General features: G+C 59.2%; 18 protein-coding genes. 7 read left to right on the top strand and 11 right to left on the bottom strand.

Annotation, left to right across the window (positions count from 1 at the left end):
• The first annotated feature begins 199 nt into the window (after window positions 1–199).
• On the top strand, window positions 200–1,810 hold the full coding sequence (locus F3H58_RS08970; protein WP_149741952.1) for a phosphoenolpyruvate carboxykinase: 1,611 nt from the start codon (window positions 200–202) through the stop codon (window positions 1,808–1,810).
• Between the two features lie 112 nt (window positions 1,811–1,922).
• The gene (arfB, locus tag F3H58_RS08965) at window positions 1,923–2,357 is read left to right on the top strand and encodes an alternative ribosome rescue aminoacyl-tRNA hydrolase ArfB (protein ID WP_065656802.1); all 435 of its coding nucleotides are present in this window, start codon (window positions 1,923–1,925) and stop codon (window positions 2,355–2,357) included.
• Between the two features lie 18 nt (window positions 2,358–2,375).
• Here the strand turns inward: arfB and coaA are convergent, their stop codons facing one another.
• From coaA to hisB, 7 genes are read right to left on the bottom strand one after another with little or no spacing between them, the layout of a single operon-like run.
• A complete protein-coding gene (gene coaA, locus F3H58_RS08960; protein ID WP_174000073.1) occupies window positions 2,376–3,377 on the bottom strand; it encodes a type I pantothenate kinase in 1,002 nt (333 codons plus the stop codon).
• On the bottom strand, window positions 3,374–3,697 hold the full coding sequence (locus tag F3H58_RS08955; RefSeq protein WP_149741951.1) for a phosphoribosyl-ATP diphosphatase: 324 nt from the start codon (window positions 3,695–3,697) through the stop codon (window positions 3,374–3,376). Before F3H58_RS08955 ends, coaA begins: the two co-directional genes overlap by 4 nt.
• Before the next feature lie 15 nt (window positions 3,698–3,712).
• The gene (gene hisF, locus F3H58_RS08950) at window positions 3,713–4,489 is read right to left on the bottom strand and encodes an imidazole glycerol phosphate synthase subunit HisF (protein WP_149741950.1); all 777 of its coding nucleotides are present in this window, start codon (window positions 4,487–4,489) and stop codon (window positions 3,713–3,715) included.
• Window positions 4,486–5,229, bottom strand: coding sequence for a 1-(5-phosphoribosyl)-5-[(5-phosphoribosylamino)methylideneamino]imidazole-4-carboxamide isomerase (hisA, locus tag F3H58_RS08945; RefSeq protein ID WP_065656800.1), 744 nt, complete (start codon window positions 5,227–5,229; stop codon window positions 4,486–4,488). Before hisA ends, hisF begins: the two co-directional genes overlap by 4 nt.
• Before the next feature lies 1 nt (window position 5,230).
• Window positions 5,231–5,881: an imidazole glycerol phosphate synthase subunit HisH gene (gene hisH / locus F3H58_RS08940; RefSeq protein WP_003521194.1), complete on the bottom strand. Its 651-nt coding sequence runs from the start codon at window positions 5,879–5,881 to the stop codon at window positions 5,231–5,233.
• Window position 5,882: 1 nt separating this feature from the next.
• Window positions 5,883–6,377, bottom strand: a complete 495-nt coding sequence (locus F3H58_RS08935; RefSeq protein WP_149741949.1) for a DUF2628 domain-containing protein — start codon at window positions 6,375–6,377, stop codon at window positions 5,883–5,885.
• 22 nt (window positions 6,378–6,399) lie between these two features.
• Window positions 6,400–6,996, bottom strand: a complete 597-nt coding sequence (gene hisB, locus F3H58_RS08930) for an imidazoleglycerol-phosphate dehydratase HisB (protein ID WP_078052249.1) — start codon at window positions 6,994–6,996, stop codon at window positions 6,400–6,402.
• Between the two features lie 201 nt (window positions 6,997–7,197).
• On the opposite strand from hisB, the gene hslV reads away from it, so the two are divergent.
• The 4 genes from hslV (at window position 7,198) to F3H58_RS08910 (ending at window position 12,570) form a co-directional block, all read left to right on the top strand.
• Window positions 7,198–7,722, top strand: a complete 525-nt coding sequence (gene hslV, locus F3H58_RS08925; RefSeq protein WP_149741948.1) for an ATP-dependent protease subunit HslV — start codon at window positions 7,198–7,200, stop codon at window positions 7,720–7,722.
• 87 nt (window positions 7,723–7,809) lie between these two features.
• Entirely contained in the window at window positions 7,810–9,117 is a 1,308-nt protein-coding gene (gene hslU / locus F3H58_RS08920) for an ATP-dependent protease ATPase subunit HslU (protein WP_003521199.1), read from the top strand.
• A 199-nt stretch (window positions 9,118–9,316) separates the two neighbouring features.
• Complete coding sequence (locus tag F3H58_RS08915; protein ID WP_149741947.1) at window positions 9,317–10,282, top strand: DUF1402 family protein; 966 nt, start codon at window positions 9,317–9,319, stop codon at window positions 10,280–10,282.
• A gap of 119 nt (window positions 10,283–10,401) precedes the next feature.
• Complete coding sequence (locus tag F3H58_RS08910) at window positions 10,402–12,570, top strand: malate synthase G (protein WP_149741946.1); 2,169 nt, start codon at window positions 10,402–10,404, stop codon at window positions 12,568–12,570.
• A 76-nt stretch (window positions 12,571–12,646) separates the two neighbouring features.
• Here F3H58_RS08910 and F3H58_RS08905 read toward each other — a convergent pair whose 3' ends face one another.
• Window positions 12,647–13,360 carry a L,D-transpeptidase gene (locus tag F3H58_RS08905; RefSeq protein WP_003521204.1) on the bottom strand — a complete coding sequence of 238 codons (714 nt, stop codon included), beginning with the start codon at window positions 13,358–13,360 and terminating at the stop codon, window positions 12,647–12,649.
• A gap of 183 nt (window positions 13,361–13,543) precedes the next feature.
• Here F3H58_RS08905 and F3H58_RS08900 point away from each other — a divergent pair, with 183 nt between their 5' ends.
• Window positions 13,544–14,029 carry an MmcB family DNA repair protein gene (locus F3H58_RS08900; protein ID WP_004444350.1) on the top strand — a complete coding sequence of 162 codons (486 nt, stop codon included), beginning with the start codon at window positions 13,544–13,546 and terminating at the stop codon, window positions 14,027–14,029.
• A 6-nt stretch (window positions 14,030–14,035) separates the two neighbouring features.
• On the opposite strand, the gene F3H58_RS08895 is transcribed toward F3H58_RS08900, so the two are convergent.
• From F3H58_RS08895 to hrpB, 3 genes are all read right to left on the bottom strand, one after another.
• On the bottom strand, window positions 14,036–14,623 hold the full coding sequence (locus F3H58_RS08895; protein ID WP_149741945.1) for an ActR/PrrA/RegA family redox response regulator transcription factor: 588 nt from the start codon (window positions 14,621–14,623) through the stop codon (window positions 14,036–14,038).
• A gap of 73 nt (window positions 14,624–14,696) precedes the next feature.
• Window positions 14,697–16,004: a two-component system sensor histidine kinase ActS gene (gene actS, locus F3H58_RS08890; RefSeq protein WP_080857121.1), complete on the bottom strand. Its 1,308-nt coding sequence runs from the start codon at window positions 16,002–16,004 to the stop codon at window positions 14,697–14,699.
• 29 nt (window positions 16,005–16,033) lie between these two features.
• Window positions 16,034–18,520: an ATP-dependent helicase HrpB gene (hrpB, locus tag F3H58_RS08885; protein WP_149741944.1), complete on the bottom strand. Its 2,487-nt coding sequence runs from the start codon at window positions 18,518–18,520 to the stop codon at window positions 16,034–16,036.
• Window positions 18,521–19,145 lie beyond the last annotated feature (625 nt).

Below are 19,145 nucleotides of genomic sequence, written 5' to 3'. Positions count from 1 at the left end.
GCGAGGAGATTTCGTAAAGACGCCGCAGCTGAATTTTAATGCGACTTCAACCGATTTAAAAAGAAATAAAATCTTTTAAATCGATTAATATATTGAAATCACTAAGTTTTTTAAAGTCATCCTCTTGCGTTTCCAAAAGCTGCCACGTATTTTCCGAGGAAATTTCAACGGCCTTATCGTCATCAACAAGGAACGCGTCATGAACGAGCTTGGGGTTCATAATCCTGCCAACGGAGTTGCGGAACTCGGACTGGGCGAGGCCTCCCGCGTCTTTTATAACCTCAACGAGAGCGAATTATACGAAGAGGCTATCCGCAATGGTGAAGCAGAACTCACCATTGATGGCGCGTTGCGGGCCGTCACCGGCCAGCACACGGGTCGTTCTCCGAAGGACAAATTCGTCGTCCGCGACGCTTCCACCGAGAACACCATCTGGTGGGACAATAACAAGCCGCTGTCGCCGGAAAACTTCGAGCTGCTGCACAAGGACATGCTGGCCCATGCCGCCGGAAAGACGCTCTATGTTCAGGACCTGATCGGCGGCGCCGATGAGGAAAACGCTCTGCCGACACGCGTCGTCACCGAGCTTGCCTGGCATTCGCTGTTCATCCGCAATCTGCTGATCCGTCCGAAGCAGGAAAAACTGGCAGGCTTCAAGCAGAAGCTCACCATCATCAACCTGCCGAGCTTCAAGGCCGATCCGGCCCGTCACGGTGTCCGTTCGGAAACCGTCATCGCTTGCGATCTGACCAATGGCCTCGTTCTTATCGGCGGCACCTCCTATGCCGGTGAAAACAAGAAGTCGGTCTTCACGGTGCTGAACTACCTGCTGCCGGCAAAGGGCGTGATGCCCATGCATTGCTCGGCAAATGTCGGTCCGCAGGGTGATTCCGCCGTTTTCTTCGGCCTCTCCGGAACCGGCAAGACCACGCTGTCTGCCGATCCTTCGCGCACGCTGATCGGCGATGACGAACATGGCTGGGGCGAGCACGGCATCTTCAATTTCGAAGGCGGCTGCTATGCCAAGGCGATCAAGCTTTCGGCAGAAGCCGAGCCGGAAATCTATGCCGCGACCCGCCGTTTCGGCACGGTTCTTGAGAACGTCGTGCTGGACGAAAACCGCGTTCCTGATTTCAATGACAACTCGCTGACGGAAAACACCCGCAGTGCCTATCCGCTGCACTTCATTCCGAATGCATCGGAAACGGGCATTGCCGGCCATCCGAAGACGATCATCATGCTCACGGCGGATGCCTTCGGCGTGCTGCCCCCGATTGCCCGGCTGACGCCGGAACAGGCCATGTACCACTTCCTCTCCGGTTACACCGCAAAGGTTGCCGGCACGGAAAAGGGCGTGACCGAGCCGGAAGCGACCTTCTCCACCTGCTTCGGCGCACCCTTCATGCCGCGCCACCCGGCGGAATACGGCAACCTGCTGCGCGAACTGATCGGCAAGCATGGTGTGGATTGCTGGCTGGTCAATACCGGTTGGACCGGTGGTGCTTACGGCATCGGCAAGCGCATGCCCATCAAGGCAACCCGCGCTCTTTTGACCGCCGCACTGACCGGCGACCTGAAGAATGCGGAATTCCGCACCGACGCGAATTTCGGTTTCGCCGTGCCGCTGTCGCTGGATGGCGTCGACAGCGCGATCCTCGATCCGCGTTCGACCTGGGCCGATGGCGCAGCCTATGACGCGCAGGCAAAGAAGCTGGTCTCCATGTTCGTCACGAACTTCACCAAGTTCGAAGATCACGTCGATAGCAAGGTTCGCGACGCTGCACCGGGCCTGCTGCTTGCAGCTGAATAAATAGAACCTCATTCGTGAGGAGGAGGGGACCCGGCCTTGCGCCGGGTTCTTTCGTTTGGCCTGCTGTTTCCATTCCTGCCGATCTATGGCATCACCGGCGCGGAGAAAGATCATGGCCAGCGACCCGCTTTACATCAGCAACCGTATCACCATCGCCGGCTGGGAACTGACGGAGCAATTCGTGCTGGCCGGCGGGCCGGGCGGCCAGAACGTCAACAAGGTCTCGACGGCGGTTCAGCTGTTTTTCGACATTGCCAATTCGCCCTCCCTTCCGGATCGGGTAAAGACCAATGCACTGCGTCTGGGTGGCAGGCGCGTGTCGAAAGACGGCGTGCTGATGATCGAGGCAAGCCGGTTTCGCAGCCAGGAGCGCAATCGCGAAGATGCACGCGAGCGGCTTAAGGAGTTGATCCTGGAGGCGGCGGCTCCGCCGCCACCGGTTCGCAAGGCCACCAAGCCGACAAAAGGCTCGGTCGAGCGTCGTCTGAAGGCAAAGTCCGGCCGTTCGGATATCAAGAAGATGCGCGGCAAGCCCTCCGGCGACTAATCCGAAGGTGCTTGATTTTCAGAGCTTACGAAGTGCAACGGTGTCGATCAGATGGTTCCTGCCTTTGCGTAGAATAAGATCGGCGCGCGGGCGCGTCGGCACGATGTTCTGGCGCAGGTTCTTCAGGTTGATGTTCTGCCAGAGCCCTTCGGCAATGCTCAACGCCGCTTCTTCACTGATCGAGGCATAACGGTTGAAGAACGAATTGGGATCGCGGAAGGCAGTTTTTCTCAGATTCATGAACCGGTTCACATACCAGTTGTGAATGAGGCCCTCATCGGCATCGATATAGATCGAGAAATCGAAGAAGTCGGAAACGATCGGCACGATCCGCCCGCCCGCCGGCAAATCGCGCGATTGCAGCACGTTGATGCCTTCGAAGATGAGAATATCCGGCTGGTCGATGACAGTGAACTCGTTCGGCAGAACGTCGTAGGTCAGGTGCGAATAACGCGGTGCCTTCACATTCGGCTGGCCCGCCTTGATCGCCGACAGGAAACGCAGGAGCGCGCCGATATCGTAGCTTTCGGGAAAACCCTTGCGCTCCATCAGGTTCTCGCGCCGCAGAACCTCATTCGGATAAAGAAATCCGTCTGTCGTGATAAGATCGACCTTGGGGCTGGAGGGCCAACGCGCCAGAAGCTCCTTCAGGATACGTGCCGTCGTCGATTTTCCAACCGCCACGGAACCGGCAATGCCGATCACGAAAGGCGTCTTGTTGACGTCAGCCATGTTGAGGAAGCGGTTGCGCTGTTCGAACAGCAGCTGCGACGCCTCCACATGCGATGACAGGAGGCGCGAGAGCGACAGGTAGATGCGCCGCACTTCATCCAGATCGATCGGGTCGTCCAGCGAGCGCAGACGCTTGACCTCGTCGGCGGAAAGCGTCAGTGGCGTATCGGCGCGAAACTTCGACCATTCTTCCGAACTGAAGAAGTGGTAGGGCGAATATTCATCCGGTCGGAAATGATCGAGTGTGCTCGGCATGCCTCTCTCCCCGCTGCCTGCCTCGACATTCATGATGTCGGCCTCGCTGCCTTTTCCGCAAGGCCGGTTTGCCCCGTACGACGCTCCAGCTCGGCAAACACGTCGTTGAGCGGAATGTCGGCGATCTTCAGCACCACCAGCAGATGGTAGAGCAGGTCGGCCGCCTCGTTCTTCAGCCCGTCGCGGTCTTCCGCGATGGCCGCGATGACGGCTTCCACCGCCTCTTCGCCGAGTTTTTTCGCCGCACGCTCCTGGCCGGCAGCAACCAGTTTGGCCGTCCAGGATTCGTCAGGAGACGCAGCGGCGCGGGTTGCGACGATGCGCTCCAGATCGGAAAGGGAAAATGCGCTCATGGGGAAATCCTGCAATCAATCGAGACGCATGGCGATGCCATGCTCTGCCATGTAGTTCTTGGCTTCACCGATCGAATAAGTGCCGAAGTGGAAGATGGAGGCTGCAAGCACTGCAGTCGCATGGCCATCACGAACGCCTGCCACCAGATCGTCCAGTGTGCCTACTCCCCCCGAAGCGATAACGGGGACTCGAACCTGATCGGCAATACTGCGCGTCAGGCCGATATCGTAACCGCTCTTGGTGCCGTCACGGTCCATCGATGTGACGAGCAATTCGCCGGCGCCGCGTTCGACCATCTTCATGGCGAACTCCACGGCGTCGATCCCGGTGGGCTGGCGTCCGCCATGGGTGAAGATTTCCCAGCGGCCTTCTTCTCCGACCTTCGAAACCCGCTTGGCGTCGATGGAAACAACGATGCACTGGTTGCCGAACTTGTCGGCCGCCTGCGCCACGAAATCCGGATCCTTGACGGCTGCGGAGTTGATCGAGACCTTGTCCGCACCGCAAAGGAGCAGCTTGCGAATATCCGCGACGCTGCGAACCCCGCCACCGACGGTCAGCGGCATAAAGCAATGATCGGCGGTACGCGAGACGACATCGAAGATCGTGTCGCGATTATCCGAAGAGGCGGTAATGTCGAGGAAGCAGAGTTCGTCCGCTCCCGCCGCATCATAGGCTTTCGCCGCCTCGACGGGATCGCCGGCATCGATCAGGTCGACGAAGTTCACGCCCTTGACGACACGGCCGTCTTTCACATCGAGGCAGGGAATAACGCGGGCTTTGAGGGTCATGCGTTTACTTCCTTTGCGGCCTTGATGAGGGCAAGCGCCTCAGCCGGGTCGATGCGGCCGTCGTAAAGCGCGCGGCCGGAAATCGCGCCCTCGAGCTTTGCGGCATCCGGCTGCAACATGCGCTTGATGTCGTCGATGGAGGCGAGACCGCCGGAGGCGATGACCGGGATGGAAACGGCATCCGCCAGTTCCAGCGTCGAAGCCCAGTTGATGCCGGCCAGAATGCCGTCGCGATCGATATCGGTATAGATGATGGCCGCGACGCCTGCGCCTTCGAAACGTTTGGCGAGTTCGATGACGCCGAGTTCGGACGCTTCCGCCCAGCCCTCAACAGCGACCTTGCCGCCCTTGGCATCGATGCCGACGGCGACCTGGCCGGGGAAACGCTTGCAGGCTTCGATGACCAGAACCGGGTCGCGCACCGCAACGGTGCCGAGAATGACGCGAGCAAGCCCACGGCTCAGCCACGCTTCGATATGATCGAGCGTGCGGATGCCGCCGCCGAGCTGCACCGGGTTTTTCGTGGCTTTCAGAATGGCGTCGACTGCCTCGCCATTCACGGTCTGGCCGGCGAATGCGCCGTTGAGATCTACGACATGCAGCCATTCGAAGCCCTGATCCTCGAAGGCCTTGGCCTGTGCGCCGGGGTCCTCGTTATAAACGGTGGCCTGGTCCATATCGCCGAGTTTCAGGCGAACGCACTGGCCGTCTTTAAGGTCGATTGCGGGAAAAAGAATCATGTCAGGGCTTCCAGCGCAGGAAATTGGAAATCAGGGCAAGGCCGAGCGTCTGGCTCTTTTCCGGGTGGAATTGCGCACCCGCCATATTGTCGCGGCCGACGAAAGCCGTCATCGCGCCACCGTAATTGGTGGTGGCGATGACATCCGTCGAGTGCTTGGCGGCCAGATGATAGGAATGCACGAAATAGGCGTGCAACCCGTCCGCGCCGGTCTTGATTCCGTCGAACAGCGGGTGGGCGTGGCGGATTTCCAGCGTGTTCCAGCCGATCTGCGGAATCTTCAGGCTTGGATCGGACGGCGTCATTTCCACGACATCGCCTTCGATCCAGCCGAGCCCGGTGCTGACAGTCTTTTCCAGCCCGCGCGAGGACATGAGCTGCATGCCGACGCAAATGCCGAGGAAGGGATGGGCCTTTTTCTCCACGGCTTCGATGAGTGCGTCATGCATGCCGGGAACGGCGTCGAGACCGGCGCGGCAATCCGCATAAGCGCCGACGCCCGGCAGAACGATGCGGTCCGCCGAGGCGACATGATCCGGCTTGTCGGTCAGGTCGATGGTTGCATTGATGCCGGCTTCGCGGGCGGCACGCTCGAAAGCTTTTGTGGCCGAACGCAGGTTGCCCGAACCGTAGTCGATGATCGCGACACGCATGTCAGCGCCTTCCATTCAAGTCGAAAAGAAACGATCCGGCGGGATCGTTGACGAAGTTTTTGTCGCCGCTCTTTTGCGGCGAAGGGGTCCAGACCGGCTGGGACAGCTGTTCCGCCCTCTCGGTGTTTTCGGAGAGACCGGAGAAATATATGTCTTCGGCGCTCGAAAGATCAGGGGCGGAAAGGACTGACTTCAGCGTCCAGCCTTTGCGGATCAGGTGCCGGACGAGAAAATCGCGTCCCTCCAGCGCCGTGATGAGCCCGATGGCGAAACCGCAGAGAAGGCCAACCGGTTCGAATCCGGCTAATATCGAGACCTGACCGGCCAGAATGAGGGCGATCACAACAACCGCCGTCGCCAGCCACAGCCGGTTGATCGCAAGCCATAACCATGGCGCAATGAGAGCAAGCCAAACGAAACGATCGGCAATGAAGCGGGTCGTCTTGTGGTCCCTGTCCGGCCCGTTGGGGGCTTCCAGAACGAGATAGCTTGTCATGGGCTTCCTGACAGCTTGGGCGTCAGGCCAGCATGCCCTTTGTCGAGGGAACGCGGCCTGCCTGCCGGGGGTCGATCTCGGTTGCCGTGCGAAGAACGCGGGCAACGGCCTTGAAGCATGTCTCGGCGATATGATGGTTGTTGGCGCCGTAATGGTTCAGGATATGCAGCGTAATGCCGGCATTCTGGGCGAGCGCCTGAAAGAACTCGCGCACCAGTTCGGTGTCGAAAGTGCCGATCTTCGGCGCGGAAAAATTGACGTTCCAGACGAGGAAGGGACGGCCGGAAATATCGACGGCGGCCTTGGTCATCGTCTCGTCCATGGCAAGATCGAGCGAGGCATAACGGGTAATGCCGCGCCGGTCGCCCAGCGCCTTGGCAATTGCCTGGCCGATGGCGATGCCGGTATCTTCCACGGTGTGATGATCATCGATGTGCAGGTCGCCCTGAACATCGATCTCCATGTCGATCAGCGAATGGCGGCTCAGCTGGTCCAGCATATGGTCGAAAAATCCCACGCCGGTGGAAATTTTCGATTTGCCGGTGCCGTCGATATCCACACGCACCGAAACCGAGGTTTCGTTGGTCTTGCGGATAATCTCGCCTTTACGTTCTGCCATTTTGGCCGCTCCGTGAAAATGTTGCCGTTCCTTATCAGCACGGGACACAAATATCCAGTTGTTCCATCGTCTTGCCTGACATGCGCAAAACGGTGCGTCGCCTCGAAGATTGCAATCGTGAAAAGCAAACTTACATAGAACCCGAGAAGGGCCGCATCCCGGCCCGTTAACCGCAGGCCCAGCAGGGCAGACAGGTGTTTGATGACAACAATTATTACAGTCAGAAAGGGCGGCAAGGTCGTCATGGCTGGCGATGGTCAGGTAAGCCTTGGCCAGACGGTCATGAAGGGCAATGCCCGCAAGGTTCGCCGCATCGGCAAGGGTGAAGTGATTGCCGGTTTTGCCGGTGCAACGGCGGATGCTTTTACATTGCTTGACCGTCTTGAAAAGAAACTCGAGCAATATCCGGGCCAGCTCATGCGCGCCGCCGTAGAGCTTGCGAAGGACTGGCGTACAGATAAATATCTGCGCAATCTCGAAGCCATGATGCTGGTGGCCGATAAATCCACCACGCTCGCCATCACCGGCAATGGCGATGTGCTGGAGCCTGAGCACGGCGCGATCGCCATCGGTTCCGGCGGCAACTACGCCTTTGCGGCTGCCCGCGCCATGATGGACACGGACAAATCGGCGGAAGAGGTGGCGCGCCAGTCGCTCGATATCGCCGCCGATATCTGCGTTTATACCAACCACAATCTCGTCGTCGAAATGCTCGACGCCGAATAAGCCAGTTTTCTCACCCCATTTCTCACCCAAGGGTCCTGTGGGCCGGGCCGGAGTGGCCGGCCGGAACAGGAAAGCCGAGAGGATAGAATGACCACTTTTTCTCCCCGGGAAATCGTCTCGGAACTCGACCGCTTCATCATCGGCCAGCATGAGGCCAAACGTGCGGTGGCGATTGCGCTGCGTAACCGCTGGCGCCGCCAGCAGCTCGATGAGAGCCTGCGCGACGAAGTCATGCCGAAAAACATTCTCATGATCGGGCCGACCGGTGTCGGCAAGACGGAAATTTCCCGCCGCCTCGCAAAGCTGGCCGGCGCGCCGTTCATCAAGGTCGAGGCGACCAAGTTCACCGAAGTCGGTTATGTCGGCCGCGATGTCGAACAGATCATTCGCGATCTGGTCGAGATCGGCATCGGCCTCGTGCGTGAAAAGAAGCGTGCCGAAGTACAGGCCAAGGCGCATCAGAGCGCCGAAGAACGGGTGCTCGATGCGCTGGTTGGCGCAACCGCCTCGCCCGGCACGCGTGAAAGCTTCCGCAAGAAGCTGCGCGACGGCGAACTGGACGACAAGGAAATCGATATCGAAGTGGCGGATAGCGGATCGGGCATGCCCGGTTTCGAAATTCCCGGCATGCCGGGCGCCAATATCGGCGTTCTCAACCTGTCGGAAATGTTCGGCAAGGCCATGGGCGGACGCACCAAGAAAGTTCGCACCACGGTATCGAAATCCTATGCCGATCTTATCCGCGATGAATCCGACAAGCTGCTTGACAATGAAATGATCCAGCGCGAAGCGGTGAAATCGGTCGAAAATGACGGCATCGTCTTCCTGGACGAAATCGACAAGATCGCCGCCCGTGACGGCGGCATGGGCGCCGGCGTCTCGCGCGAAGGCGTGCAGCGCGATCTGCTGCCGCTTGTCGAAGGCACGACGGTTTCGACGAAATACGGGCCGGTAAAAACCGACCACGTTCTCTTCATCGCATCGGGCGCTTTCCATGTGGCAAAGCCGTCGGACCTCCTGCCCGAACTTCAGGGCCGCCTGCCGATCCGTGTCGAGTTGAAGCCGCTGACCAAGGAGGATTTCCGCCGTATCCTGACGGAGACGGAAGCAAGCCTCATCCGCCAGTACAAGGCGCTGATGGCGACGGAAGAACTCGACCTCGATTTCACCGATGATGCAATCGATGCCCTGGCCGATGTGGCGGTTCATCTCAATTCGTCGGTCGAGAATATCGGTGCGCGCCGTCTGCAGACGGTGATGGAGCGTGTTCTGGACGAGATTTCCTTCAATGCGCCGGATCGCGGTGGTTCCGCCGTCAAGATTGATCAGGAATATGTCCGCAAACATGTCGGCGATCTCGCCGCCGATACGGATTTGTCCCGCTATATTCTCTGAAGATTTCAGAGATACGAGAAAGAGGAGTGCGGCCATATTTGCCGCACTCTTTTATTTTATCCGCCTTGTCTCGCATTCAGCCCGCATTTTGTTTATGGGAAGGGCTGCATTCCGGTTGGAACCGCTTTAGTGGAATGATCCGGTTTTCCCAGCACCTTTCGCTGGCGGAAGCCGCAGGCTTGAGAAAAGGCATTCGCTCGTGTGCAAAACTCTTCTGGCATTTGCCGCTGCTTTGACGTTCACCGTCACCGCGTCTTCTTACGTCGAAGCCGCGACGGTCGTTCCGCCAGGCAATCGCAATGCCGAACAGCCCGGCGTTCCCGGCGCTTCCGCAAAAAGAACAAAGGCGTCCAACACCTCTTTCGAGCGCAAGTACCAGAAGGTCATCGACCTTTTGTCCTCCGACAAGGCGCTGATCGCCAAGATCAAGTCGACGGCCGGGCGCTACGACATCGATCCGATCCATATGATCGGCGCGATCGTCGGCGAACATACCTATAATGTCGACGCCTATGACCGGCTGCAGTCCTATTACGTCAAGGCGGCGTCTTACGCGGGCAACAGCTTCCGTTTCGGCTACAAGGACGAAACCATTGCGCAGTTCCTGACCCATTCGCAATTTGCCAAGTGCCAGTCGAAAAAGGATTCCTACAGCCTCTGGAACTGTCGGGAAGATGTCTGGGAAGACAGTTTCCGCGGCAAAACGGTTGATGGTGTCGCCTACCCGAACAACCGTTTCAGCGCCGTGTTTTTCCAGCCCTTCTATGCCGGCCAGACCTTCGGCCTCGGCCAGATCAACCCGCTGACCGCGCTGATGTTGTCCGATATGGTGTCCAGAACTTCGGGCTATGAGAAGCTGGATGAGAACGACGCCACCGCCGTCTACACCGCCATCATGGACCCTGACCGGTCGCTCGCTTTCATGGCGGCGTCCATCCGCAAGTCTATCGACGACTATAAATCTATTGCCGACATGGATATTTCGAAAAATCCGGGTGTGACCTCTACGCTTTATAATGTCGGCGGATCGCAGCAGCGTGCTGCCGCTCTTGCCCAGAAGAACCGCCAGCGCGCCTCAGGTGGGGAGCAGCCCCTGTTGCCGGAGGAAAATTATTACGGCTGGCTGGTGAATGATCGCATCAAGGATTTGCAGGCGCTTTTGTAGAAAAAGGCGACTATCGCCCGCATTGTTTCCAAAACGGAAATAATATTTGGCTGTCCGCCGCAATTGACGAGCGGCCATCTCCGCGTCCAATCTGTGCCTCCAGAATAAAGGAGGCGCATGTGAGCCGCACGAATAAATTCGGTCTTTCCATCGATGACAGGCTTTATGCCTTTTTGACTGACGACGTCCTGCCCGGCACGGGTCTGGACAGCGAGGCGTTCTTCGAAGGTTTTTCGACCATTGTTCACGAGCTTTCTCCGAAGAACCGCGAATTGCTGGCAAAGCGTGACGCCCTGCAGGAAAAGCTGGATGGGTGGTATCGGCAGAATGGCGCGCCGGCGGATTTTGACGCCTATGAGGGCTTTCTGAAGGAAATCGGCTATCTGCTGCCGGAAGGTCCCGGCTTCCAGGTGGAAACCAGCAATGTCGACCCTGAAATCGCCGCCGTTGCCGGCCCGCAGCTCGTCGTTCCGGTTATGAATGCGCGTTATGCGCTGAATGCGGCCAATGCCCGCTGGGGTTCGCTTTATGATGCGCTTTACGGCACGGATGCCATTTCTGACGCCGACGGTGCGGAGAGGGGCAGGGGGTACAATCCGAAGCGCGGTGAAAAGGTCATTGCCTGGGCGCGAAATTTCCTCGATGAATCCGCTCCGCTGGAGACGGGAAGCTGGTCCGAGGTGACCGGTTTCAAGACCGAGGATGGCTTGTTGCAGCTTGCCATCGGCGACGCCAGGACTGGCCTCAAGGATGCAGCCCAGTTCAAGGGTTTCAGCGGCGAAGCGGCAAAGCCTGCAACGATCCTGCTTGGCAAGAATGGTTTGCACACCGAAATCGTCATCGATCCCACGACCGAAATCGGCAAGGGTGACAAGGCGGGAATCTCAGATGTCATTCTCGAATCCGCCCTCACGACCATCATGGATTGTGAGGATTCGGTTGCCGCCGTCGACGCCGAAGACAAGGTGCTGGTTTATGGCAACTGGCTTGGCCTGATGCGCGGCGACCTGACCGAAGAAGTATCCAAGGGCGGAAAGACCTTCATCCGCAGCCTCAACCCGGATCGTTATTACACGGCTCCCAATGGTGCCGCGCTGACCTTGCCGGGCCGGTCCCTGATGCTGGTGCGCAATGTCGGTCATCTGATGACCAATCCGGCGATCCTCGACAGGGATGGTCGGGAGGTTCCTGAAGGTATCATGGATGCCGTCGTCACGGCGTTGATCGCCCTTTACGATGTCGGTCCATCCGGGCGGCGTCAGAATTCCCGCGCTGGCTCCATGTATATCGTCAAGCCGAAGATGCACGGGCCGGAGGAAGTGGCCTTCGCCAACGAAATCTTCAGCCGGGTCGAAAAGCTTGTCGGCATGGCGCCCAATACCATTAAGATGGGCATCATGGATGAGGAGCGCCGCACCACGGTCAACCTCAAGGAAAGCATTCGCGCTGCGAAGGACCGCGTCGTCTTCATCAATACGGGCTTCCTCGACCGCACCGGCGACGAAATCCACACCTCGATGGAGGCGGGTCCGATGATCCGCAAGGGCGACATGAAGCAGGCGGCATGGATCGCGGCTTACGAGAACTGGAACGTCGATATCGGCCTCGAATGCGGCCTTTCCGGCCATGCGCAGATCGGCAAGGGCATGTGGGCCATGCCGGACCTGATGGCGGCGATGCTGGAGCAAAAGATCGCGCATCCGAAGGCCGGCGCCAATACGGCCTGGGTGCCATCGCCGACGGCGGCGACGCTGCATGCCACGCATTATCACAAGGTCGATGTCGCTGCCGTTCAGGAAGGTTTGAAAAGCCGCGGCCGTGCGAAGCTTTCCGATATTCTGTCGGTGCCGGTCGCGCCGCGTCCCAACTGGACGCCGGAAGAAATCCAGCGCGAACTCGACAACAACGCGCAGGGTATTCTCGGATACGTCGTGCGCTGGGTCGATCAGGGCGTTGGCTGCTCCAAGGTGCCGGATATCAACAATATCGGGCTGATGGAAGACCGCGCCACGCTTCGCATCTCCGCGCAACACATGGCGAACTGGCTGCGCCACGGCGTGGTGACAGAGGGGCAGATCGTCGAGACCATGAAGCGCATGGCCGCCGTGGTCGATGCGCAGAATGCCGGCGATCCGGCCTATCTGCCGATGGCATCCGATTTCGATGGCTCGGTGGCATTTCAGGCGGCTGTCGAACTGGTGCTGAAGGGCCGTGAACAGCCGAACGGCTACACCGAGCCGGTTCTGCACCGCCGTCGTCTGGAGCTGAAGGCCAAACAGGCGGCCTGAAGCCGTCGGCGTCCCGAGAAACAAAAAAGCCGCCGGGGAAATCCACGGCGGCTTTTTCTTGTCTGGTATGTGATCTTTACTGGATCACGATGACCTTGGTGCTGCGGCCGGGACGAACGCGGCTGTAAAGGTCGATGACGTCCTGGTTGATCATGCGGATGCAACCGGAAGAGGCGGCGGTGCCGATCGAGGCCCATTCGGGCGAACCGTGGATGCGGAACAGCGTGTCCTGTCCCTTTTCATTGAAGAGATACATGGCGCGCGCGCCGAGCGGGTTGGTAAGACCCGGACCCATGCCAGCCTCGACATATTTCGCGACTTCCGGCTTACGGTCCGCCATTTCTTTCGGCGGATGCCACATCGGCCATTCCTGCTTCCAGGCGACATAGGCCTCACCGGCCCAGGCGAAACCTGCCTTGCCGACGCCGATGCCGTAGCGAACCGCGCGGTTGCCGGACAGGATGTAATAGAGGTAACGCTCACGCGTATTGACGATGATGGTGCCGGCGCGTTCGGATGTCTGGAATTCGACGATCTGACGGCGGTACTTCTCATTCACACGATTGATCGGAATGGCTGGCAGCGCATAGCCCGCATCGGTTACGGGACCGTAGACATCGTTGAAGATCTGGACCGTTTCGACCTTTGCCGGAACGGGGTCAGCAACCGGGACTGACGCTGCGATCTTGCCGGAGGTCGGAGCGGAAGATTGGGAGGTAGTTTCGGCGCAGCCGGCCAGAGCCAGTGCTGCCGTCAGACCGAGTGCGGTCAATGGGGTACGGATGCGCATGTCGTTCTCGCGGAAAATTCGCCAAATTGTGCGAAAGAGTAGGCTTAATTGGATAAATCGGTTATTTTCCATTCAGCCGCTCTTGGCAAGCCGTTGCGCCACCGCGAAACGGTCGCGCATTTAAAATTGCCGGTTGATTGCCTTTTTGCAACAATAGGCCAAACGCTTCAGCAACCTTTATCCATGACTATTCTTTCCGTTACCAATAATAATCCGTTAATAGACGGTCGCCAGTCGGACAAGGCGATGCTGGTCCGCCGCGGCGTTCAGGTGCTTTTGCACGAAATGCGCCATTCGGTGCTGCCCGAACTGCCGCTTGCAAGCGGGCGGCGGGCAGATCTCATCAGCCTGTCGGTCAAGGGTGAGATCTGGATCATCGAAATCAAATCCTCCATCGAGGATTTCCGTGTCGATCGCAAATGGCCAGAGTATCGCCTGCATTGCGACCGCCTGTTCTTCGCCACCCATCCTGAAGTGCCGACCGACATATTCCCGGAGGAATGCGGGCTGATCCTGTCGGATGGATATGGCGCCCATATGCTGCGCGATGCGCCGGAGCATAAATTGCCGCCCGCAACCCGCAAGTCGGTGATGCTGGATTTCTCGCGAACCGCTGCGACCCGGCTGATGCTGGCGGAATGGACGACCGGGCGCAGCTTCGGAGAATGACTTCGGTTATTTGGGTGCGCGCTTGGCGAGAATGCGCTGCAGCGTTCGCCGGTGCATGTTCAGACGGCGGGCGGTTTCCGAAACGTTGCGCTCGCACATTTCATAGACACGCTGAATATGCTCCCACCGAACCCGGTCTGCCGACATCGGGTTTTCGGGGACTTCGGTCTTTTCGCCCTTGCGCTGCGTCAGCGCATTGAACACATCGTCCGCATCGGCGGGCTTGGCGAGATAATCCAGCGCCCCAAGTTTCACGGCAGTAACGGCGGTTGCGATATTGCCGTAGCCGGTCAGAACGACGATCTGCGTATCGTCCCGGTTCTGCCTGATGGCCTCGATCACTTCCAGACCGTTGCCATCCGCAAGCCTCAGATCGACAACCGCATATTTCGGCGGTGCAGCCCTGGAGCGGGCAATGCCATCGCTCACCGTCTCGGCGGTGTCGACGGTAAAGCCGCGTGTTTCCATTGCCCGGGCAAGCCGGCGCAGAAACGGGCCGTCATCATCGACGATCAGCAGCGATCTGTCGGGCCCGATCGGGTCGATGTCGTCCGTTGGCGCGCTGGTGGAGTTGTTCTGGTCTTCTGTCTTCATGTTTCCGGCCTTCCGGCAACTTCGTCGGCTTGGTTTTCTTCTTCTTATCGCCGCTTCAACGTGGATGGTAAAGTCAACGGCTTCTTTTATCGTCCATAAGCGCCCGAGGCCAGACGATTGTGACCCGCGCTCCGGTTCCGCTCGTGCCGCGATTTTCAAAGGTGACGGTGGCGCCGGAGCGCTCCAGCAAGGTCTTGGCGATGAAAAGCCCGAGCCCGAGCCCGCCCGCCCGTGTGTCATTGTGACGTTCGGTCACATAGGGCTCGCCGATACGGGCAAGCACATCATGGGCATAACCCGGCCCATCGTCTTCAATGATGACGGCGACGTTCTGCTGGTCGTAATCCACCGTCACGGTCACCTTTTCCCGCGCATAATCCACGCCGTTTTCAATGAGGTTGCCAAGTCCGTAGATGATGCCGGCATTGCGGATGCCGACCGGCTCGTCGGCGCGATTGTTCTTTTCAACGAGTTCGAGGCGGATGCCGAATTCCCGGTGCGGCGCCATCACCTCCTCGATCAGCGAGGAGAGCGGCAGGCGGCGCATGTGCTCCTCATTGTCGGCGGAAAGCGAGGTGAGACGGCGAAGAATATCGCGGCATCTTTCGCTCTGGCTGCGCAGCAGGGCTATATCTTCGCCAAATTTTTCGTCGTTTCCGAGTTCCCGCTCCATCTCCTTCGCGACGACACTGATGGTCGCGAGCGGCGTACCGAGCTCATGCGCCGCCGCCGCCGCCAGTCCATCCAGCTGCGAGAGATGTTTTTCCCGCTCCAGCACCAGCTCGGTTGCAGCCAGCGCATCCGCCAGCTGGTTTGCCTCATGCGAAACGCGATAGGCGTAAAAGGCCGCAAAAGAGGTTGTGGCGATGATCGCAACCCAGGTGCCGACATGCAGCAGAAGCTGAATCGGCAAAACCTCGCCGGGATACCACGGAACCGGAAAGGGCGAAAAGGCGATCGCGGTCGAGCAGATGACGGCAAAGCCGAGGAGAATGAGCGAATGCCGCAGCGGCTGGGAGGCAAAGGCAATGATGACCTGCACGCAGATCAGCGGCGCGAAGGGATTGGAAAGTCCGCCGGTGATGTAAATCAGCGCCGTCAATTGCAGCAGGTCGAAGGCCAGCAGCAATGTCGCTTCCCAGGGCTCCAGACGATAGGTGGAGGGAAAACGGGCGGTAAGAAACAGATTTGCAAGAGCGAGTGCCGCGATCAGAAGGCCGCAGGCCAGAAGCGGCAGGGGGAAATTGAGCCCGAAAGCGACAAGCAGGATCGTTGCCGTCTGTCCCGCAACCGCCAGCCAGCGCAGCCAGACGATGGTCTGCAGCCTTATCCTGCGGCTGGCGCGGCCGAGCCTCGTGGTTTCGATAGAATGGCCAGCCACCTTCATCTCCTTTGCCCTGTTCATCATCGTCACGTCCCGCGCGGTTTTGCACGGCTGGTCGGCAGGGCCGATGCCGGGTCTTCCGGCCATGGATGGCGTGGATAACGCCCGCGCATATCCGCCCGTACATCCTTCCAGGACCCCGACCAGAAGCCGGGAAGATCGCGTGTCGTCTGTATCGGCCTGTGCGCCGGGGAGGTCAATTCCAGCAATAGCGGCAACCGCCCCTGCGCAATGGACGGGTGTGCTCTCAGCCCGAAAAGCTCCTGCACGCGAATGGAAAGCGTCGGCTCGCTGGCGTCGTAACGAATGGGGTGCCGCTGGCCCGTCGGTGCTTCGAAATGCGTCGGCGCCAGCTTGGCGAGATCGCGCGCCACCTCATGCGGCACCAGAGACAGGATCCCTTCGGAGAGGCTGCCGGGCCGAATGTCCTGCAGGCTGCGCGCACCGTTCTGAAAAGGGACGAACCATTCGTCCAGTCTGGAGAGCAATGCCTCGTCGCTGACATCCGGCCAGGGCTCCCCGATACTGGCGTTCAGAAAGCCGATCCTGTCGCGCAACTGCAACGTCTCTTTCGAAAAAGGAAGTATGCCGATGCCGAATTCCCGAACGCCATTGGCGAGCGCCTGTGCCGCCTGCTCGCCCTCGGGACGGGGCAGGGGTGTCTCATCGAGGATGATGGCGCCAAGCCGCGTCACCTTTCGCGCGCGCGCCTGGCCGCTCGCCTTGTCGAAAAGCAGCTGGTCCTGCTGAACGATGAGATGCGGCATCCGCTCTTCTACATCGCTCCTCTCTATGCCTGCTGCCGCAAGGATGCGCGGCTGCGCCGCTCGCCCCGTAATATCGGCAACCACCAGCATTTTGCTCGCCGCCAGCCGTTCTGTCTCCGCAAGCTCTGCGCCACGCCCGTTGGCCATCACATAACGTCCCCGCGCACCGCGCTGAAGCGCGATCCTGTCCGGATAGGCATGCAGCAGCAGCGGACCGGCCTCGCTCGGCAACTCGGCTGTCGCCGTTTTGTCGCCGATTGCGTCGAACAGCCTCGATGCCAGCTTGCGCGCCGCCTGTGCCCTTTCGCTTCTGTCGGAAAGAAAGCGCCGCAGCCGTTCATCGAGATCGATATCGTTTCCGCCGAGCCCCTGTTCCGTCAGCATGACGGCGAGCATCGCCGCCTTTTTTCCCGCGCCTTCGCTTGCCGCCGCAATCACCATGGCCGCCAGCCTTGGTGGTAGTGAAAGGCCGCGCATCAGACGGCCGCGCTGCGTCAGCGCTCCGCCTTTGTCGAGCGCGCCCAGATTTTTGAGAAGCGCCACCGATTCTTTAAGTGCGGCTTCGGGGGGCATATCCAGAAAGGCAAGAGAAGAGGGATCCTGAACACCCCAATGGGCGAGATCGAGCGCAAGGCCGGCAAGATCGCTCGCCAGAATTTGCGGTGGCGTAAAGGCGTTGAGCGCCGCCGTCTGCCCCGGATGCCACAGGCGGATCGCTACACCGGGTTCCGTTCGCCCGGCGCGACCCGCCCGCTGGTCGGCGGAAGCGCGCGACACCCGCACCGTCTCCAGTCTCGTGATTCCCGTTGTCGGCTCGAAGACAGGTAGCCGCTGCAATCCGCTGTCGATCACCACACGCACGCCATCGATGGTAATCGAGGTCTCCGCAATCGAGGTGGCGAGCACGATCTTGCGTCGTCCGGCCGGCGCCGGCTTTATCGCTGCATCCTGCTCTTTCTGCGAAAGGTTGCCGTAAAGCGGGATGATATCCGTATCGTCGGGAAAACGCCCCTCCAGCCGCGTGGCCGTTCGGGTAATTTCCGCCTGTCCCGGTAAAAAGGCGAGGATGGAGCCGGTTTCCGACCCATGGGCTTCGGTGATCGCCTTGGTGACTTTCTCTTCAATCGGCACGCCCTGCCAACGATCCTCATAACGGACCTCGATTGGAAACGTCCGCCCAAGGCTCTGAATGACCGGGGCGTCTGCCATGAGTGTGCTGATGCGTTCGACATCGAGAGTGGCAGACATGACGAGGATACGCAGATCGTCGCGCAACCCACCCTGCACGTCGAGTGCAAGCGCCAGTCCGAAATCGCCGTCGAGCGAACGTTCGTGAAACTCGTCGAAAATCACCGTCGAAACGCCGGCAAGTTCAGGATCGTCCAGAACCATCCGGGCAAACACGCCTTCGGTCACCACTTCTATCCGGGTTTTCGAGGAGACGCGATTGTCGAGCCGCATGCGATAGCCAACGGTTTGCCCGACATCCTCGTGAAGCAACTCGGCCATGCGCCCGGCTGCGGCACGGGCGGCCAGCCGGCGTGGTTCGAGAAGGATGATCTTGCCGTCCCCCCGCCAGCCCTGTTGCAAAAGATGCAGCGGCACCAGTGTCGTTTTACCCGCGCCCGGTGGAGCTGAAAGAACTGCGCGCTTCGCCCCGGCCAGAGCCTCGGCGATATCGCCGAGAACGGCACTGACGGGAAGTTCGGGCAACTCGGTCTTTATAGGAACGGGCATTCTGGTCATGCAAACAGGCCTGCGGCATCTGGGGTGGTGTTCAAGCGTCTCATATGCCGTTTCTAATGCACGGCCCCGCACTTTGACAGCCGTATGTAAGGAGCAGGCAAATGCTCCGACGTCAAAGTTACGGTTCCTTGCGCGCTATTTGCAGTCAGGACCGGAGGGCAGGCATTGGGCGTGTGGCGAAATGTCGGAAGATTCCGTCTCTTCCGCTTGTTTTCGCTTCGCTTCACGAAACTACCTAATAAAATCAATATTTTGATAAAAATGTCAGTTTTTTGACGATGGGTGTGTTGACTTGTTTGGCTGGGTAGATTTATAAGTCCGCTCACTGAACGAGGGCGGCGGCGCTGCTGGCGACGGCGACTTTCGTTCTGAAGAAATCAAGTTGATGAGCGGATTGCTTGTTGGGTTTCGGGGCTTATGGCTTTGGGGCGATTGATTTTGTGACTGCTTTGGGCGGTCTGTTATTTGACAATTGAATATGAGAAGAAAGAGAAACGTGGGCGGCGAAGCTTGCGGGGTCTGAAGGTAATTTGGATCTCAGGAATAGACTTTGACGGTCACGTTTGGATAAGAGAATACACCTCATTATGAGCGCAGTGATGCGCGGAATGATGGGTGTGAGTTC

The sequence above is a fragment of the Rhizobium sp. NFACC06-2 genome (genome assembly GCF_900101425.1).
GTDB lineage: Bacteria > Pseudomonadota > Alphaproteobacteria > Rhizobiales > Rhizobiaceae > Agrobacterium > Agrobacterium leguminum.
The sequence above is the reverse complement of the archived record's forward strand: the minus strand, read 5'-3'. Positions and strand labels throughout refer to the sequence as shown.

What these genes read in the sequence shown, in the direction of transcription:
- F3H58_RS08970 (WP_149741952.1), top strand. Translation starts at nt 200, where the DNA reads ATGAACGAGCTTGGGGTTCATAATCCTGCCAACGGAGTTGCGGAACTC.
- arfB (WP_065656802.1), top strand. Translation starts at nt 1,923, where the DNA reads ATGGCCAGCGACCCGCTTTACATCAGCAACCGTATCACCATCGCCGGC.
- coaA (WP_174000073.1), bottom strand. Translation starts at nt 3,377, where the DNA reads ATGAATGTCGAGGCAGGCAGCGGGGAGAGAGGCATGCCGAGCACACTC.
- F3H58_RS08955 (WP_149741951.1), bottom strand. Translation starts at nt 3,697, where the DNA reads ATGAGCGCATTTTCCCTTTCCGATCTGGAGCGCATCGTCGCAACCCGC.
- hisF (WP_149741950.1), bottom strand. Translation starts at nt 4,489, where the DNA reads ATGACCCTCAAAGCCCGCGTTATTCCCTGCCTCGATGTGAAAGACGGC.
- hisA (WP_065656800.1), bottom strand. Translation starts at nt 5,229, where the DNA reads ATGATTCTTTTTCCCGCAATCGACCTTAAAGACGGCCAGTGCGTTCGC.
- hisH (WP_003521194.1), bottom strand. Translation starts at nt 5,881, where the DNA reads ATGCGTGTCGCGATCATCGACTACGGTTCGGGCAACCTGCGTTCGGCC.
- F3H58_RS08935 (WP_149741949.1), bottom strand. Translation starts at nt 6,377, where the DNA reads ATGACAAGCTATCTCGTTCTGGAAGCCCCCAACGGGCCGGACAGGGAC.
- hisB (WP_078052249.1), bottom strand. Translation starts at nt 6,996, where the DNA reads ATGGCAGAACGTAAAGGCGAGATTATCCGCAAGACCAACGAAACCTCG.
- hslV (WP_149741948.1), top strand. Translation starts at nt 7,198, where the DNA reads ATGACAACAATTATTACAGTCAGAAAGGGCGGCAAGGTCGTCATGGCT.
- hslU (WP_003521199.1), top strand. Translation starts at nt 7,810, where the DNA reads ATGACCACTTTTTCTCCCCGGGAAATCGTCTCGGAACTCGACCGCTTC.
- F3H58_RS08905 (WP_003521204.1), bottom strand. Translation starts at nt 13,360, where the DNA reads ATGCGCATCCGTACCCCATTGACCGCACTCGGTCTGACGGCAGCACTG.
- F3H58_RS08900 (WP_004444350.1), top strand. Translation starts at nt 13,544, where the DNA reads ATGACTATTCTTTCCGTTACCAATAATAATCCGTTAATAGACGGTCGC.
- F3H58_RS08895 (WP_149741945.1), bottom strand. Translation starts at nt 14,623, where the DNA reads ATGAAGACAGAAGACCAGAACAACTCCACCAGCGCGCCAACGGACGAC.
- hrpB (WP_149741944.1), bottom strand. Translation starts at nt 18,520, where the DNA reads ATGACCAGAATGCCCGTTCCTATAAAGACCGAGTTGCCCGAACTTCCC.